General features: G+C 54.1%; 13 protein-coding genes and 1 other RNA gene. 8 read left to right on the top strand and 6 right to left on the bottom strand.

Annotation, left to right across the window (positions count from 1 at the left end):
• Window position 1: 1 nt before the first annotated feature.
• Together BBOMB_RS02545 and BBOMB_RS02550 are read right to left on the bottom strand one after the other, a co-directional pair.
• Window positions 2–1,516, bottom strand: a complete 1,515-nt coding sequence (locus BBOMB_RS02545) for an RNA polymerase sigma factor (protein ID WP_414133046.1) — start codon at window positions 1,514–1,516, stop codon at window positions 2–4.
• Window positions 1,517–1,713: 197 nt separating this feature from the next.
• Window positions 1,714–2,370, bottom strand: coding sequence for a DUF4192 family protein (locus tag BBOMB_RS02550; RefSeq protein ID WP_044086713.1), 657 nt, complete (start codon window positions 2,368–2,370; stop codon window positions 1,714–1,716).
• Window positions 2,371–2,619: 249 nt separating this feature from the next.
• Between BBOMB_RS02550 and BBOMB_RS02555 the strand changes: the two genes are divergently transcribed.
• A complete protein-coding gene (locus BBOMB_RS02555; RefSeq protein WP_161787691.1) occupies window positions 2,620–3,654 on the top strand; it encodes a polyprenyl synthetase family protein in 1,035 nt (344 codons plus the stop codon).
• 134 nt (window positions 3,655–3,788) lie between these two features.
• Window positions 3,789–5,963: a Stk1 family PASTA domain-containing Ser/Thr kinase gene (locus BBOMB_RS02560; protein WP_044086717.1), complete on the top strand. Its 2,175-nt coding sequence runs from the start codon at window positions 3,789–3,791 to the stop codon at window positions 5,961–5,963.
• Between the two features lie 95 nt (window positions 5,964–6,058).
• Here BBOMB_RS02560 and BBOMB_RS02565 read toward each other — a convergent pair whose 3' ends face one another.
• On the bottom strand, window positions 6,059–6,751 hold the full coding sequence (locus tag BBOMB_RS02565; RefSeq protein WP_044086718.1) for a lysophospholipid acyltransferase family protein: 693 nt from the start codon (window positions 6,749–6,751) through the stop codon (window positions 6,059–6,061).
• A gap of 51 nt (window positions 6,752–6,802) precedes the next feature.
• On the opposite strand from BBOMB_RS02565, the gene BBOMB_RS02570 reads away from it, so the two are divergent.
• Window positions 6,803–7,411, top strand: coding sequence for a hypothetical protein (locus BBOMB_RS02570; protein WP_044086720.1), 609 nt, complete (start codon window positions 6,803–6,805; stop codon window positions 7,409–7,411).
• 199 nt (window positions 7,412–7,610) lie between these two features.
• Here the strand turns inward: BBOMB_RS02570 and trpD are convergent, their stop codons facing one another.
• The 3 genes from trpD to hpf form a co-directional block, all read right to left on the bottom strand.
• The gene (gene trpD / locus BBOMB_RS02575; RefSeq protein ID WP_044086721.1) at window positions 7,611–8,666 is read right to left on the bottom strand and encodes an anthranilate phosphoribosyltransferase; all 1,056 of its coding nucleotides are present in this window, start codon (window positions 8,664–8,666) and stop codon (window positions 7,611–7,613) included.
• A 256-nt stretch (window positions 8,667–8,922) separates the two neighbouring features.
• Complete coding sequence (gene secA, locus BBOMB_RS02580; RefSeq protein WP_044086722.1) at window positions 8,923–11,793, bottom strand: preprotein translocase subunit SecA; 2,871 nt, start codon at window positions 11,791–11,793, stop codon at window positions 8,923–8,925.
• A gap of 245 nt (window positions 11,794–12,038) precedes the next feature.
• The gene (hpf, locus tag BBOMB_RS02585; RefSeq protein WP_044086723.1) at window positions 12,039–12,728 is read right to left on the bottom strand and encodes a ribosome hibernation-promoting factor, HPF/YfiA family; all 690 of its coding nucleotides are present in this window, start codon (window positions 12,726–12,728) and stop codon (window positions 12,039–12,041) included.
• Between the two features lie 170 nt (window positions 12,729–12,898).
• On the opposite strand from hpf, the gene rnpB reads away from it, so the two are divergent.
• The 5 genes from rnpB to BBOMB_RS02605 all read left to right on the top strand — a co-directional run bounded on the left by rnpB (window position 12,899) and on the right by BBOMB_RS02605 (window position 15,673).
• An RNA gene (gene rnpB / locus BBOMB_RS07700) (RNase P RNA component class A) lies at window positions 12,899–13,274 on the top strand.
• A gap of 77 nt (window positions 13,275–13,351) precedes the next feature.
• Window positions 13,352–13,795: an ImmA/IrrE family metallo-endopeptidase gene (locus BBOMB_RS02590; protein WP_052377363.1), complete on the top strand. Its 444-nt coding sequence runs from the start codon at window positions 13,352–13,354 to the stop codon at window positions 13,793–13,795.
• Window positions 13,796–13,855: 60 nt separating this feature from the next.
• A complete protein-coding gene (locus tag BBOMB_RS07820) occupies window positions 13,856–14,695 on the top strand; it encodes an Ltp family lipoprotein (RefSeq protein WP_202961852.1) in 840 nt (279 codons plus the stop codon).
• A gap of 231 nt (window positions 14,696–14,926) precedes the next feature.
• Window positions 14,927–15,274, top strand: coding sequence for a YebY family protein (locus tag BBOMB_RS02600; protein WP_044086724.1), 348 nt, complete (start codon window positions 14,927–14,929; stop codon window positions 15,272–15,274).
• 12 nt (window positions 15,275–15,286) lie between these two features.
• Window positions 15,287–15,673 carry a YPYG domain-containing protein gene (locus BBOMB_RS02605; protein WP_044086725.1) on the top strand — a complete coding sequence of 129 codons (387 nt, stop codon included), beginning with the start codon at window positions 15,287–15,289 and terminating at the stop codon, window positions 15,671–15,673.
• Window positions 15,674–16,173 lie beyond the last annotated feature (500 nt).

Below are 16,173 nucleotides of genomic sequence, written 5' to 3' on the forward strand. Positions count from 1 at the left end.
CTCACTGATCCAAAAAGTCACGCAGCGTCTGTGACCGGGAAGGATGCCGAAGCTTGGACATCGTCTTGGACTCGATCTGACGGATACGCTCTCGAGTCACGCCATAGACACGTCCGATATCATCCAAGGTCTTTGGCTGTCCATCTTCCAGACCATAACGCATCTTGATTACCCCGGCTTCACGGGGCGAAAGCGTCTCAAGCACCTGTTTGAACTGCTCCTGAAGCAGCGAGAAGGCAACCGCGTCGGAAGGTGCGATAGCGTCGGTGTCCTCGATCAGATCACCGAATTCGGAATCACCATCCTCGCCAAGCGGGGTATGGAGCGAGATGGGTTCCCGACCATACTTCTGCACCTCCTGGACCTTCTCCACTGGCATGTCCAACTCACGGGCAAGTTCGTCAGGCGTCGGTTCTCGACCCAGATCCTGAAGCATCTGACGCTGAACACGCGAAAGCTTGTTGATGACCTCGACCATATGCACGGGTACACGGATGGTTCGTGCCTGATCGGCCATGGCACGAGTAATGGCCTGACGAATCCACCAAGTCGCATATGTGGAGAATTTGAAGCCTTTTTTCCAATCGAATTTCTCGACCGCACGAATCAGGCCCAGATTGCCTTCCTGAATAAGGTCCAGGAACAGCATGCCGCGCCCGGTGTAACGCTTGGCCAACGATACGACCAATCGGAGATTGGCCTCCAGCAAATGGTCCTTGGCCTTCTTGCCATCGTTGGCTGCCCACTTGAGCTCGCGCTTGCGTTTGAAATCCATGCCTTCGGATTCGGCGTCGAGCAGGTGCTGAGCATAAAGACCAGCCTCAATGCGCTCGGAAAGATCCACCTCTTGCTCGGCGTTCAACAAGCTTACACGTCCGATTTGCTTGAGGTAGTCCTTCACTGGATCGGCAGTTGCGCCAGCCGCCACCACACGACGCTTCGGATTGCCTGAAGGAGTCAGGTTATCGTCGTCGTCATCATCTCGCACTACGAAAGCACCTTTGGCTTTGGGCAAAGGCGAGTCCTGCGCTTTCGTCTCATCTTCGTCCGAATCATCCTCATTGGCTTCCGAATCGTCGTCAAGCTCGGAATCCTGATCTTCATCGGAATCGACTTCCAAATCCACGTCATCAACATCGACGTCATTGAGGTCCTCTAAATCGATGTTGTCATCACCATCCGAGTCTTCGAAATCTTCGTCTCGCGAGGATTCGGCTATTGACGCTTCCTTTTCCTCATGCTCATCGTATGATGCGGCGTCTTCTTTCCGCTTCTTGTCTTTTCCTGTAACGGTTTTCCTTCGGGTCTTTGCCGTAGGCTTGTCTGTATCGGCCGAAGAGCCAGCCTTGCTCTTTTTCGGGCGTCGAGCACTCACCTGAGCGGACTTCGCCGCGCTCTCCTTCGCCGTCTTCGTGGAAGGCTTTGAAACTCGCCTCTTCTTCTGTACCTTCTCCACAGGTTCCTCGTCATCTTTATGCATAGGTTTAGCCACTGGTGTCTCTCTCTTGTTAGCCAAGCTTCTCCTCCTGAAGGAACATATCATACGTGTCCGGTCATAACATGGATGCCGGCATTATCATAGAAGATATTTTCCCTTATTTTACAACCACAGCAGAACACAGATTATTCCGAAGAACAAGGACCGGCATAATCGTTTGCCGGCATGGAGCTCCACAGACGGCCGACGATGGCACAGCGAGGTGTCTAAACTGATCATGAACTCCATGCCGGATGCAGATCACGTTCGAGGGCAACGCCCACTATCCGTGCCAACGTGCATTCATGATCGTTTTCCAATGCCATCCTGGCGTATGAAAGCGCGCTGCCGTCGTTCATCCACCATAAAGCATAGGCCAGTACGGCCGACGGTTGTGTCGTGTACTGCCTGGGCAACGAGCGCAACATGCCTTTGAGCATCCGCACCGCGCGGTGACACCTCGCCATTTCGGGTTCGACATTTCGATCGTTGAATGCCGCGTCAAGCACCTGGTATAGATGACGAACATTGTTGGGATCATGCGGATGGACCGCATATTCGATGATCGACGACTCTCCGCATTCCCCATCCCGTGCCACCACGGACAAAATCAATGCGTCTCGCACCGCCAAGGTGATGCTCATCGCACTCCCAAGCACAGCCATGTCGTTTCGACTCAGGCATCGCGAAGAGTCAAGCAGACCTTTGTGCCATTGCACCAAGGCCGGAGCGAACATCGTCTTGCGAGCCTGCTGAACGCCTTCGCTTAGCGCGCATTGATGATACGTGGCAGAAAACTTTTCAAGCCATTGCATGTCAATCGATGGCGGCCCACCGCACGAACCGTCGTTCCCAAGTCCACTTGCTGCGCATAATCCTTCGTCATGTTCCATCGCCGCACCTCTGTATTGCTAATTCGATACAACGGACCCGGCCCTGACCCATCCGGATTCCTGTTGTTTACATGCTTTCAGACACAGGCTGTTTCATCAAACAAGACGCTGCCATGTGCATGACTGTTACAGTCGAACGCGCTTTGTGGACAACCGTGTCGCGGCGACGCGTCGTTCCCTGACATACCGTACAGGGGTTAGGCTTGAACCATGGACACCGCAGAGCTGAATTCGACCATCGATACACGTATGGCACAGTTGACAGCCGAATACCTGAACTTCGACGACGAGGACGTTGAGCCCTGCCTTCGAGCGACCGTGGATGCGTTGAAGGACCAGGCCTTGATCATGAACGCCGGCGGGAAAAGATTGCGGGCAAGACTACTGTTGGACTCCTATCGTGCGGCCGCAACGACGAACGATGCTCAGGCAACTGCCCTTGATTTGGCATGCGCCGTCGAAATATATCAGACGAGCGCATTGGTGCACGACGACATCATGGATGACTCTCCGCTGCGCCGTGGAAAACCAAGCGCTCATATGTCATTGTCGAACTTTACGAACGATGCCCAAAGTGGGAAGGCCCTCGCCTTGATGCTTGGCAATATGCTGGCCACGTTGAGCGCGAACGTCGCCTTCCGTGCATTGCACAGGGTCGGTTTGGAGAAATTCCAGCCCGTTTTCCTTAACATGCAGCGTGCCGTAGAAATAGGTCAATGTCTTGACCAAGCCGCGCAACGGCTTGACCTCGAGGATCCCGCCAGGATCAGACAGGCGGCGTTGAACGTGTACGCCTGGAAGACCGCGAGCTACACAACCGTGGCACCACTGGAACTTGGATTCCTGTGTGCAGGAATGCCTTATGTCCAAGCCCGCCCGGCCGCTCGAGCGATAGGACTGCCTTTGGGTGTCGCCTTCCAACTTCGCGATGATGCCATCGATATTTTCGGCAACCCCGAAGACACGGGCAAGCCCGTCGGCGGCGATATTCTGGAAGGCAAACGCACCGTCCTGCTTGCGGACATGTTGGATGACCTCAACGACGACGGGAAAAACACCGTCAAATGCATCTATGCATCGGAACGACGCAGCGATGCAGACATTGCACTCATGCTGGGACTGCTCGATTCCACCGACGCCATCGGACAATCGAAGCGGCGCATAGACTTGCTGACGTCACAAAGCCTAAACGCCCTCGAACGATACGAATTCGACGGGTATGCATGCGAATCCCTCGTCGCCACCTGCCGCGAGTTCGTCGGGTTCAAGTCCCAACATCGTTGATGTCGTACCCCGAGAGCTCGGCCTCACACTGTCGGCACATCCTGTCTATTGCCTTACAGGTGCAACAGCTTTCACAGATACCCAGGGACATGTAAAATGCTCTCAGTAACCGAACCCGAGGAATAATCGCTGAAATGACCGAAATCACCATCGAACCCAACCAGTTGCTTGACGGACGCTACCGAATCATCGAGCGCATCGCCGACGGTGGCATGGCTACGGTCTATAAAGCCACCGACGAACGCCTGGAACGGGTCGTGGCCATCAAAGTCATGCATACACAGCTTGCCCATGGACCGCAGCGCGATCAATTCATCGAACGCTTCCACCGTGAAGCCCGGTCCGCCGCAGCCATCGCAAACCCTCATATCGTGCAAGTATATGACACAGGAGAATGGAACGAGCTGAGCTTCCTAGTCATGGAATACGTCCACGGCATCGACTTGCGTCAGGAAATGAACACGCACGGCACCTTTGACGTACGCGAAACCCTGCGAATCATCTCGCAAACCTTGAATGGTCTAGCTTCAGCGCATGCCGCCGGCGTGATTCACCGCGACATCAAGCCTGAAAATATCCTGCTCGATGACCGGGGACGTGTGAAGATCACCGATTTCGGCTTGGCTCGGGCGGTCTCCCAGGCAACAGTGTCCACAACAGGCATGCTTTTGGGCACGGCTGCCTACCTTGCGCCGGAGATAATCGAAAACAACGACTCCACCCCCCAGGGCGATTTGTATTCCGTAGGCATCATGGCATGGGAGATGCTCTCCGGGAGCGTGCCCTTCCTTTCGGATAACCCGGTTACCATGGTGTTCAAACACGTGCATGATGACGTGCCGCCGCTCTCTTCGGTCTGCCCTGGGATCAATCCGGCGATATCACAATTCATCGCACGCTTGACCATGCGCAACCTTGACGACAGGCCAGCAGACGCCTCCTGCGCGTTGGAACTTCTGCAGATGTTGCAGGTGAAACTCGGCACCACTGACTGGTCATACATGAGACCGGCATCAGCGGCACTGGCTCCATCCGCCTCTCCCTCGCCCGCGGCGCCGACTCCTCCGGTTCCCCCGGTCGACTTGGCGTCTTCAGCCGGACCGATGATGGATCAGACCCGAGCGTTCAGTCCTTCGCAACAAAAAACCGCATCGAAACAGCCGATGCCCAACGTCCCACGCCTGGCAGGTACGAACCAAACGCCGATACATGCCATGCCGACACGAGCCATGACACCCGAGGGGACGGTACAAGGCGCGGGCGATTCCGAAACACGAAGCCTTGGCGCCGCATTGGAGCCGGTGGCTCCGACCACTACGGTACGGTCACGGAAACGACCAAGGACGCTCGTGGCCGCTGGCATCGGCTTACTTATCGTGGCGCTGGCTGCAGCTGGACTCGGATGGTGGCATTTCCTTGGACCCGGAAGTTATTGGCCCGTTCCCAAACCCGATGACCTGGCTTGCGACGCAGATACGTCATGCCCTATCAATGATGTTGACTGGCCCCAATATCGACGTATACTCAACGATGCAGGCATGCCCTACACCGTTAGACAGGAATACAGCGACGACGTGAGGACCGGAAAGGTCGTATCGACCCGACCCGGCTTCGTCGGCGCCAAACTGAGCAAACGGGGCGAAACTAAGATGGAGATCATCCTATCGAAGGGCGTACGCCGCGTCGCCATTCCCACCGATATCGTCAATCCTGAAACCGCAAGCGGAAAAGATCCGATCAAAACCCTCCGGCAAGCCGGTTTCACGAATATTGTGCACAACGAGTCAAAAGACGAATATTCACAAGACATTCCCGCCGGAGCTCTTCAGAGCATCACCCCCAAACCAGGGACAAGAATCAGGCACGATTCGAAGGTGACATTGGTGCTTTCAAAAGGGCCGATGCCCGTAAGCATGCCGGATGTGATTGGCAAAACCCAGAACGAAGCCCAATCCGCATTCAATGATGCCAAGCTGAAGGTGACGTACACCGAAGCTTTCAATGACTCGGTTCCAGCAGGTTCCGTCGTTTCGGCATCCGTGCGGAAAGGCGCACAACTGCATTGGGGTGATTCCGTCGAAGTGGTGGTGTCGAAAGGACCTGAAACAGTCACCGTTCCCGACGTACGGCGCAAATCCGTTGACGAAGCGAGAAAGATCCTGTCTGATCTGGGATTTGACGTCAGAATATCGGCTCCGTTGAGCGACATCGATCACACCGTCCGTTTCCAATCCATTGGAGCCGGCCAACAGGTTCCAGTACGTGACAAGAATGGCAATAAAACCGTCATCACCTTGACTGTGATTTGAAGCTCCGACTGCCGTTGGATGATGTCGCACCTAAATGAGACGGAACGCCTAGGCAGCACCATCAATCGCCATCTCGAATCTCGAGGTACTCTCTCCTAGCGAGTTCGACTTTGTCCACTGATACGTGCCTTGACGGTCTGGGCGTATTCGTCGACGTACTCCTGCCCGCTCAACGACTCGATGCACTTCGAGATGCGACCGGTCAGTTCACGCAGCCGATCATGGGTTATCTGGGAGTCATCCAGCCGTTCCACACTGATCGGGGTACCGTAACGTACTACGCTATGACCTTTGTTGGGGATGATCTTACCCGCCGGCTGAATCTCCCTGCTGCCGATCACAGCCGTGGGAATTATCGGGCAACCCGTCTGCAAAGCCAGCCTGGCCGCACCGACATGTCCACGATACAATCTGCCGTCAGGACTTCGCGTTCCCTCGATATGAATGCCGAACAGATGCCCCTGCTCTAGAATCGTTCTTGCGTGTGTCAGAGCACCCTCAGCCTTGGAGCCGCCTTCACGATCGACTGGGAACACGCCGACCGAAGTGAACCACCATTTCTTGAATCTACCCTTGATTCCCTTCCCCTCGAAATACTCGGCCTTGCCCATGAAGTGAACCATACGTGGACTGGTCAGCGGAATGAGCGCGTCATCGATCACAGCAAGGTGATTCGATGCGATGATGCCGCCCCCACTGGTCGGTATGTTCTCCACCCCTTCGCCTTTGGGATCCATACGCCAACGCGCCAGAGGACCAAGTGCCTTGACGAAAAACCAATACAACATAACGCCTCTTCCGGGCTCGGTTTGACCGAACACTAGATTACAGTGAACAGTATGACTAGTCTCAAGAATACCAGCGACAGCGACAGAGAAGAAGACGGACCTTCCGATAATGAACGCGCGAAGGAAGCATCGTCGCATCCGGAACGCAGGGACGGGTCGGGCGACGGCAGGGATGCCGATTGGAACGAGGCATGGGAGCAGTTTACCGCCGAACATAAAGACGATTTTGACAGAATCAGCCATTCGCACAATGCGAAATGCTTCGAGAGAAGGGCTCGGAAACACCATACCCAGCCACTGTTGTCCGTCGATGACCTGTCAAGAAGCTCGTTTACACGCGACCACTCGTCAAACCACGGGCCCAGGGATTTCGAGGGAACAAGCTGGCTTGATGTCGATGATGTCATGGATTCACATGACGATTTCATACCTCCAGACCCGAAGGTCGAAGACTTCTCGACATCAAAACTTGTGTTTTGGCTATTGTTGATAATCGGGACTTTGGGAGTCATCGCATCCGTTCTGTTTTCCAGATATGTGGCACCGCTTGCCACCATATTCGGTTTATGCGCGCTTGTCGGCGCGACGGGTTTGATCATCAGGCACCGCGGCTTCACCGAAACAAGACAAGACGCCACGGACGACGGTGCCAGAGTCTGATACGCTCGTTCGAGCCATGACGCCGGTATACGTCCCTCTTCAACAATAAGGTCAATAAGTCGGATCCTACTTTATTGGAAACAAGACATACCTGCAGTGACAACAAAATCAGAGACACAATATGATCACCGACGATTTGACGATCTCTCTAACCCATGATTTCCATCGGTCACCCGATGCAAGTTCTGATGATCAGAGTTCACTGGCCCGACATGGATTGCGCGACCGATACCCAACGATCCAATAGTCGCTGCGCTTTGCCACTGTCGACGGCTTCACGCGCTATCTCGTAGCCTTGCTGGAACCTATGTTCCAAATCGGAGGCCGGATCCACCAAATGTCCATCCGCTACGATGGCCGATGCTGCATTCAGCAGCGCCGTCTGTCTGGAAGGAATGTCGCGGCCCTGCAAAAACTCATGGAAGATTGCCGCGTTTTCCCGTGAATCACCACCACGCAGGGCACTGATGTCGATTCGCCTCAAACCAAGCGCCTGCGTAGGGTCGAACTCCTCATAACGCACCGATCCATCCGCAATCTCCCAAACTGAAACAGAACCGGTAGGCGCCATCTCATCAAGGCCTTCGGCCGAAGTATATACCATGCCGCTCTGCCCTCTGTTCGCATAGACGGAGGCCATGAGTGGACTGAGGCTTCGGTCGGCGCAACCAATGGCCACATGTTGAGGATGCGCCGGATTGGTCAATGGTCCAAGTACATTGAAGACACACGGTATGCCAAGGGCAGAGCGCACCGGACCAACGAATCTCATTGCAGGATGGAATGTCTTGGCGAAGGCGAAAGTAATACCGACATCTTCTCCAATCTGCGCCACTTGGCTCGCATTCAGTTCCAAAGGAACACCCAAACGTTCGATGACATCAGCGGAACCACACCGCGACGATGCCGCACGGTTGCCATGCTTGACTATTTTCACACCTGCGGCCGCCGCAACAACAGAGCCCATGGTTGAAAGATTCACTGTAGATGCACCATCACCACCAGTGCCGACGATATCCGTGCTCTCCCCGGCGATCTCAAGAGGAACGGCATGGGCCACCATGGCTTCTGCTGCGCCTTCTATCTCCTGTTCCGTCAATCCCAACTGCTGCTGCATGGCAAGCACGGCAGCTACGGCGATGGGGTTCGCATCGCCTTGCATCAGATCGTCCACATACCAACGTGACTCCTCCATGTCCAGATGGTCCCCACCAACCAATTTAGTGAGTATAGACTTCCATGTGGTCTCAGCCATTGCACCCTCCAGACGTGTTGTCCTATTCTCGTGGCCCCGGCAAAAAGAACCGAGACACAATGGACATGATGAAGAATCATACCGTGAGTGGAAGCCAGGTCCCCTCAAAATATCGCATCCTGATACGGTACCTCACGTTAAAACCGATATTCATTCCACGTGTCTCACATATTCCGCATGGTCAAACAACAGAACAAAGGCGCAGACCCGACCAGAATCGGATCTGCGCCTCATCTACGCACAAGAAGGGGTGAGTTTATTCCTCGTTCTGTCCATGGCACATCTTGTACTTGCGTCCGGAGCCGCATGGGCACATGGCATTCCTAGGCGTACCTGGATAGGTTTTCCCATCAGCCCATGGAGTCGCGGCTTCTTCGCTCTTCGGCCGCTTGCGACGAGAAATACGGGCATCGGCGTGGCTCAACGGCATAGGACCGGTGATGCCGTTGACCTCATGAATGTCATCACCTTCCAACGTCCCATCGGCGAGTTCTTCCTCATCCTCGTCTTCATCGTTCTCATCCGGGTCTCCAGGTGCCGAAGTAACCGTACTTTCGTACTCATCCTCACGCGCGGGGCTGTCCAACTTGGAACCGGCTTCCACCTCATCTCCATTATCCAGCGGCGTCTTCGGCACCTCTACATGGAAGAGCAACTGAATGCTTTCCTCTTTAATGGCCTCCATCATCGCATTGAACATAGCGTAGCCCTCACGCTGGTATTCGACCAATGGGTCACGCTGCCCCATGCCACGAAGACCTATGCCATCCTTCAGATAATCCATCTCATACAGATGTTCGCGCCATTTCTTATCGAGAACCGCCAGAACGACACGACGTTCAAGCTCCCGGACGCCTTCCGCTCCCAAGCTATCCTCCAGCAACTTGTACTGAGCTTTGGCATCGTCTACGAGCACATCGACCAAAGCGGACTGCGCCTTCTGTCCCTTAAGGTCAGAGACCTTCCCACGAACCTCGTCGGGATCAATAGTGACCTTGTAAAGCGTGCCGAGCGCCTTGAACAGACCGTCCCAATCCCAATCCCTGGGCTTGTCCGAGCCATTGCGCGCACCCGAAACGTAACTGGTGATGGTCTCCCTGATGAAACGCTCGACGTCATCATGGATATCCACTCCCTGGAGAACCGCCTGACGCTCGGAATACACGACCTGACGCTGCTTGTTCATCACGTCGTCGTATTTGAGCACGTTCTTGCGCATCTCGTAATTACGCGATTCCACCGACTTCTGTGCATTACGCACGCCCTTGGAGACACTCTTGGCCTGGATTGGCTCTCCTTCAGGGAAGCCTTTTGCCATGACCCGCGCGACGAGCTGGGTGCTGAACAGCCTCATCAAATCATCCTCAAGGCTGAGGTAGAAGCGTGATTCACCTGGATCACCCTGGCGCCCGGAACGGCCTCGCAACTGATTATCGATACGACGGGACTCATGCCTTTCGGTGCCTAGCACATAGAGTCCGCCGAGCTTGACGACTTCCTCATGCTCGTCCTTGGCCTGTTCCTTCATCTCAGCGAGTGTTCCAGCCCAGCGCTTCTCATACTCCTTGGGGGTGTCATCAGGCGAATAGCCCTCACTCTTGAGCTTCTGGTCGGCCAAGAACTCGACGTTACCGCCAAGCATGATGTCGGTTCCTCGCCCCGCCATGTTCGTAGCGACCGTGACAGCGCCCTTTCGACCTGCCACAGCCACGATGGCAGCCTCGGCCTCATGATGCTTGGCATTGAGGACCTGGTGGGGAATCTTAGCCACATCGAGCAAAGCGGATACGACCTCGGAGGATTCCACGGAGGCGGTTCCTAGCAGTACAGGCTGGCCTTTCTTGTGCCTCTTGGCCACATCCTTGACGATTGCGGTCAGCTTCTCCTTCTTCGTACGATAGATGAGGTCGTCCTTGTCCTCACGAATCATCGGCTTGTTGGTACGAATCGGCAGCACACCCAACTTGTAAGTATTCATGAACTCGGCGGCCTCGGTCTCCGCCGTACCGGTCATGCCCGCCAACTTATCATACATTCTGAAATAATTCTGGAGCGTAATTGTGGCGAAGGTTTGGTTCTCGGCCTTGACGTCGACATGTTCCTTTGCCTCTATGGCCTGATGCAGACCCTCATTGTAACGGCGTCCGGGCAGGACGCGCCCGGTGTGCTCATCAACGATGAGCACTTCGCCATGCGTGACCACGTAATCCTTGTCCCGCAGGAAAAGTTCCTTTGCCTTGATCGCATTGTTGAGGTAACCGATCAAAGCCGTGTTGCTGGGTTCATACAGGTTATCGATGCCGAGGAAATCCTCCACCTTGGTAATGCCCGGGTCGAGTATCCCGACGACCTTCTTCTTCTCATCCACCTCATAATCCTCGTCACGGGTCAATTTTGTGACAAGTTTGGCGAACTGGTTATACCAGCGCGTGACATCACCCTCCGCAGGTCCCGAAATGATAAGCGGCGTACGCGCCTCGTCGATGAGGATGGAATCCACCTCATCAACAATGGCATAGTGATGGCCGCGCTGAACAAGTTCGCTCTTCTCCCAAGCCATGTTGTCGCGCAGATAGTCGAAACCGAATTCGTTGTTGGTGCCGTACGTGATATCCGCATTATACTGCTTGCGACGTTCCGCAGGTTTTTGATCCGTGATGATGCAGCCCACGTCCATCTTCAGGAAACGGAAGATTCTGCCCATCAGCTCACTTTGATAGCTGGCAAGGTAGTCATTCACCGTGACTACATGCACCCCTTTCCCTTCCAACGCATTCAAGTAAGCCGGCAACGTAGCCACCAACGTCTTCCCTTCACCGGTCTTCATCTCAGCGATGTTGCCCCAGTGCAATGCCGCTCCACCCATGAGCTGTACATCGAAATGACGCTGACCGAGGGTGCGTTTCGACACCTCACGCACCGTAGCGAACGCCTCCGGCATCAGCTTGTCCAGGCTCTCTCCATTTTCAAGACGACCTTTTAACTTCGCCGTCTGTCCAGACAATTCCTCATCACTCAACGAGGCGATTTCGTCTTCGAGGGCATTCGTTGCCTCCGCCACGCTTTCAAGCTTCTTGATCTGGCGGCCCTCACCCATCCGAAGGGCCTTATCGACGAGATCTACCACTTTTACTCCCTAGAATTCGTTACCATCTGCGGACAGACTCGGCTCTTAACCAAATCTGACACATACTATGCTTAATAATACGCGACGGCTCAGATTTTCGGCATCACACCTGACGCCTTCACCAACGCACCAGACCAAACCATGGCCAAACGGGAACCACTCCCTAGGTGGTCCCCGTTGTCAGCGTGAGCGAGAACAGTCGAGTATGCGACCGAAATCGACGACCCTCGCATAAAAATCTAATATCAGCCGTTGCGTGATTTGCGGATATTTTCAGGAGTGTCGATCTCGAACACCCCGTAGCTCCAACCGTGCCTGCGGTATACGACCGACGGGCGACCTGTCGCCTTATTCACGAACAGGAAGAAATCGTGACCTATCAACTCCATCTCATACAAAGCCTCATCGATGCTCATCGGCTCGGCCACATGGAGTTTGCGACGGATGACTATTGGTGTGTCTCCCACCTTGACCTCGACTGACTGGCCCGGTTCCAAATTCGAAGACACCGCCTCTTCGGCACTGTTGGACACGCCCCCGCGGGCAGCCTCGTCGGATTGTGAAACGACTGGTTGATCATCAACGGGAACGACGCCAAGGTCAACCGGCACTTGGGCATTGTAGCCGCGACGATGATCCTTACGCTTGTCACGTGTACGACGCAAACGCAACGTCAACTTATCGAGCGCTATGTCAAGAGCACTGAACTCATCTGAACTGGAAGCCTCAGCCCTGACCACCGTACTACCGGCGAAAATGGTGATCTCCACACGTTTCGCAATATCCGCTTGACGAGGGTTGCCTTCTTTCGTCAGCACTATCTGCGCACGCTGCACATCAGGGGCTATGGAAGTGACACGGCTTAATTTACTTTCCGCCACATCACGAAACCTTTGCATGACCTCCATATGACGCCCTGTAATGACTATCTCCATGATATGACCTCCTTGTGCAGGGCCGGCTCCCACCGACATCAACCGGACGGCTTCTACCGTCCTTGCATATAATTGTAAGCTCTCAATCGAGAAGATTCCACGACTGAACCGAATTCGCCTCTCAAAAGCAAACGACACGCGTGTCCATATTTCTGCTATACTCGTTTGATTGAGACCTCTTGATGATCGCGGCTGGACCACCATAGGGAAAAGCTGAGGAACTTCCGGGCTCCAAAGGGCAACGATGGCGGATAACGTCCGCCCAGGGTGACCTGAGAGACAGCGCCACAGAGAACAGACCGCCCGACTTCAGCCGGGTAAGGGTGAAACGGCGGTGCAAGAGACCACCGGGCCGCTGGTAACAGCGACCGCACGGCAAGCCTCATCGGGAGCAAGGCCAAGTAGAAGGAATGCAGAATTTGCGCTGGGCTGCCCGCCCAGTCCTTCGGGTAGGCTGCTAGAGCCCTGCGGTAACGCAGGGTCGAGATGGATGATCATCCGTGCGGAGACGCACGACAAAACCCGGGGTATAAGAGGTCTCATTCCAAAAATAAAAGGGAATTGTTGATTACTGAATCAAGGAGTAGAGCGTCAGTAAATAACAGATTGCGCTGTAGCAAACTATGACCTACGCGCAGATGCGCTGGTGGGTGCACGACAATCTGGATGTGCAAGTACATAGCGCCGCACTCCCAGGCCATCTTTTAGGATTATACGATGCAGTTAAAAACGTTATCCTGATAGACCTGCACACCACCTACACCCAGCGACGTTGCACGCTCGTGCACGAGCTGGTCCACTACTACTACCAGGATGCCGGCCGCGATGGATTGTATGCGACATCCTGCGAGCGCCGTGCTCGCAGGGAGACCGCCTGTACGCTTATCAATCCTGCTGCCTATGCTCGCGCGGAGGAAATGTATGATGCTGACCGTTACAGCATTGCCGACGAGCTTGACGTTACCGTTGGCATTGTCGATGATTATCAGAGCTTGTTGCGGGAGTGGTGTTGCCAGGGTCGCTCATTAGATTACGACCGGTCTGGAAGCGTGCCTGCGAGCGCCTGACCATGCTGGATTGTATGGTTTTACGGTAAGTATTGTAGCTTTTGAATAAGGAGACGAAGGATGTCGGACCCGATTCAGCAACCTGAGGATCAGACGCAATCGATGCAACCTGAGGACGGTCAGGATCATAATGTTCAGGAGACGCGTGAGCCAGCTCAAGTGCAGCCCAATGTCAATCAGCCTGTAAAATCTTCGAGTACGAAGAAAAAGAAACCGTTCTACAAAAGAGCTTGGTTCTGGGTCATCGTGGTGGTGTTCGTGCTTTTCTGTTATGCGGTTTCGCCTGGTGGCGATTCCGGCAATTCCAGTAAACCGTCCACTTCATCGCAATCTTCTCATCAGACGTCGAAGCCAAAAGCAGAAGCAAAATTGGACTCGATCAACGTTGACTACTTTGGTCCCAAGGAGGATGGCGAACAGATTACGAACGACAATAAGGCCGTGATTGTCACCGCCCATTATACGGATGGCAGCAAGAAGGGTGTGACAGGTTGGACCGTCGTGAATCCCGGGGCTCTGACGTTCAAGAATCCACAGGACTTTACTGTCGACTATCAAGGTAAGCAGGCCAAGATAACCCTTCAGGCAAACCCGCCAGCCGAATATCAGTCGGCGTTGTCTAAGGCCCAAAGCTACTCCACATCAATGCACATGTCCAAGCAAGGTATCTACGACCAGCTCACCAGCCAGTATGGAGAGAAATTCACCCCCGAAGCCGCCCAGTACGCCGTAGACAACTTGAAAGCCGACTACAACGCCAACGCACTGGTAAAAGCCAAGGACTACCAGCAGCAGATGAGCATGAGCCCTGCAGCCATCCACGACCAGCTTACAAGCCAGTATGGAGAGAAATTCACACAAGAGGAAGCTGACTACGCAGTCCAACACCTCAACGGGTGAACCAATAACCACAATAAGGCCCCGCTTCGGCGGGGCCTTCGCATATCGTGTCCGTCGAAGCTCTGGGTAACCGTGCAGATACTTGGTGATTATCAGAGCTTGCTGCAGGAATGGTGCTGTCAGGGACATGCATTACAGCAAAGCTGCTTGGACTCACTCGTGAGCGCGTAAATCAACATGATGGGATATCCTTTGTCTCGGCAGAGATGCCAAGAGACAAAGGAGAAGAATATGCGAAGGTTGTTGTCCGTATTGATTTGCTGCAGCCTGATCTATGGGTTGTCAGCGTGCGGCGGATCATCCGACAAATCCGAACCTGTAACCAAAGACACATATGCCAAGCGCTTTGACAGCGATTGGCCATGGACCGTCGATAAGGTCCAAATCAACTGCAAAGGCAGTGGTGCCTTTACCATCACCGCTGATGGGAATGAGTACTACGGCAACGGGCTAGCCAAAGGTCGTGGTCTTGGTGGGGATTTGCGCGAAATCTGGGCTGATGACCCCCAAGCCACCGGCCTGAAAATCAGTGCAGGTGATTTCACGCAAATGGCCAACGATTTCTGCGGCACGGACTGAAAGCGAAGGACCATGTCAGAGGAAAAGAAAAACAATCCCAACCACGACAAGGAAATGTCGGGCATAGCAAACGCATTCTGGCTTGTAGTCGGGATTATTCTCATCATCATGTTATTCCATGGCTGTTCAGGAAATGAGAAGAAGCCTGATAATGGGCCGGTGCAAGAGTCCACCGCGCTTGTATTATGCAGGAAAAAAGCTAAGGCAGAAGCGCCTTATGGCTTCAAATCGAGAACACTCGATACAGACATCGCACACCGCGACGGGAAAGTAATCGTCACGTTCCACGATGCCGAAGTCGGCACGGCTCTCGGTGCCACGAAAACCCAAACAATAGAGTGCGATGTCAGTGGCACGAACTCAGTCCCAACAATCGAAGGATTCGGTGCAATCGAATAAGACACACAATAAGGCCTCGCTTCGGCGGGGCCTTCGCATATCATGTCCGTCGAGCTCGGGGTCACCATGTTGCGAGCGCCTGACACTGATATAAAGAACAGTATTGCTGTTATGATATGTTCCATTGTTTTTCAAGAACGTCGCTATTCCAATAATCCCAAATGCGCCGACATGCCGTTCAGACGATGTGATTCATGTTTAAACCCTTACAATTCCAACGAAAAACAGTAGGCTCCTGCATAATCGTCATTTTTCATTGATAGAGAGGAAGTGGTGGACCAAGACCCCAGGTCGACCGGCCAACATGGCAAGTCATGCTTGCTGGCCCAAATCCTACAAGGTTCCACCCGCTATTATTCCCCCACGGAATATATGGTCTGGCTTGTCTTGATCTCGGAGTGTTGCGAGACTTTTCACTGATATGGTCTGACTCGTCTCGATGGAGTTCGTTGCCGCAGAATTTTTTGCACTTTGGTGTGCACTTGGTGTGCACCGACCCC

This window comes from Bifidobacterium bombi DSM 19703 (genome assembly GCF_000737845.1).
Classification (GTDB): Bacteria; Actinomycetota; Actinomycetes; order Actinomycetales; family Bifidobacteriaceae; genus Bifidobacterium; species Bifidobacterium bombi.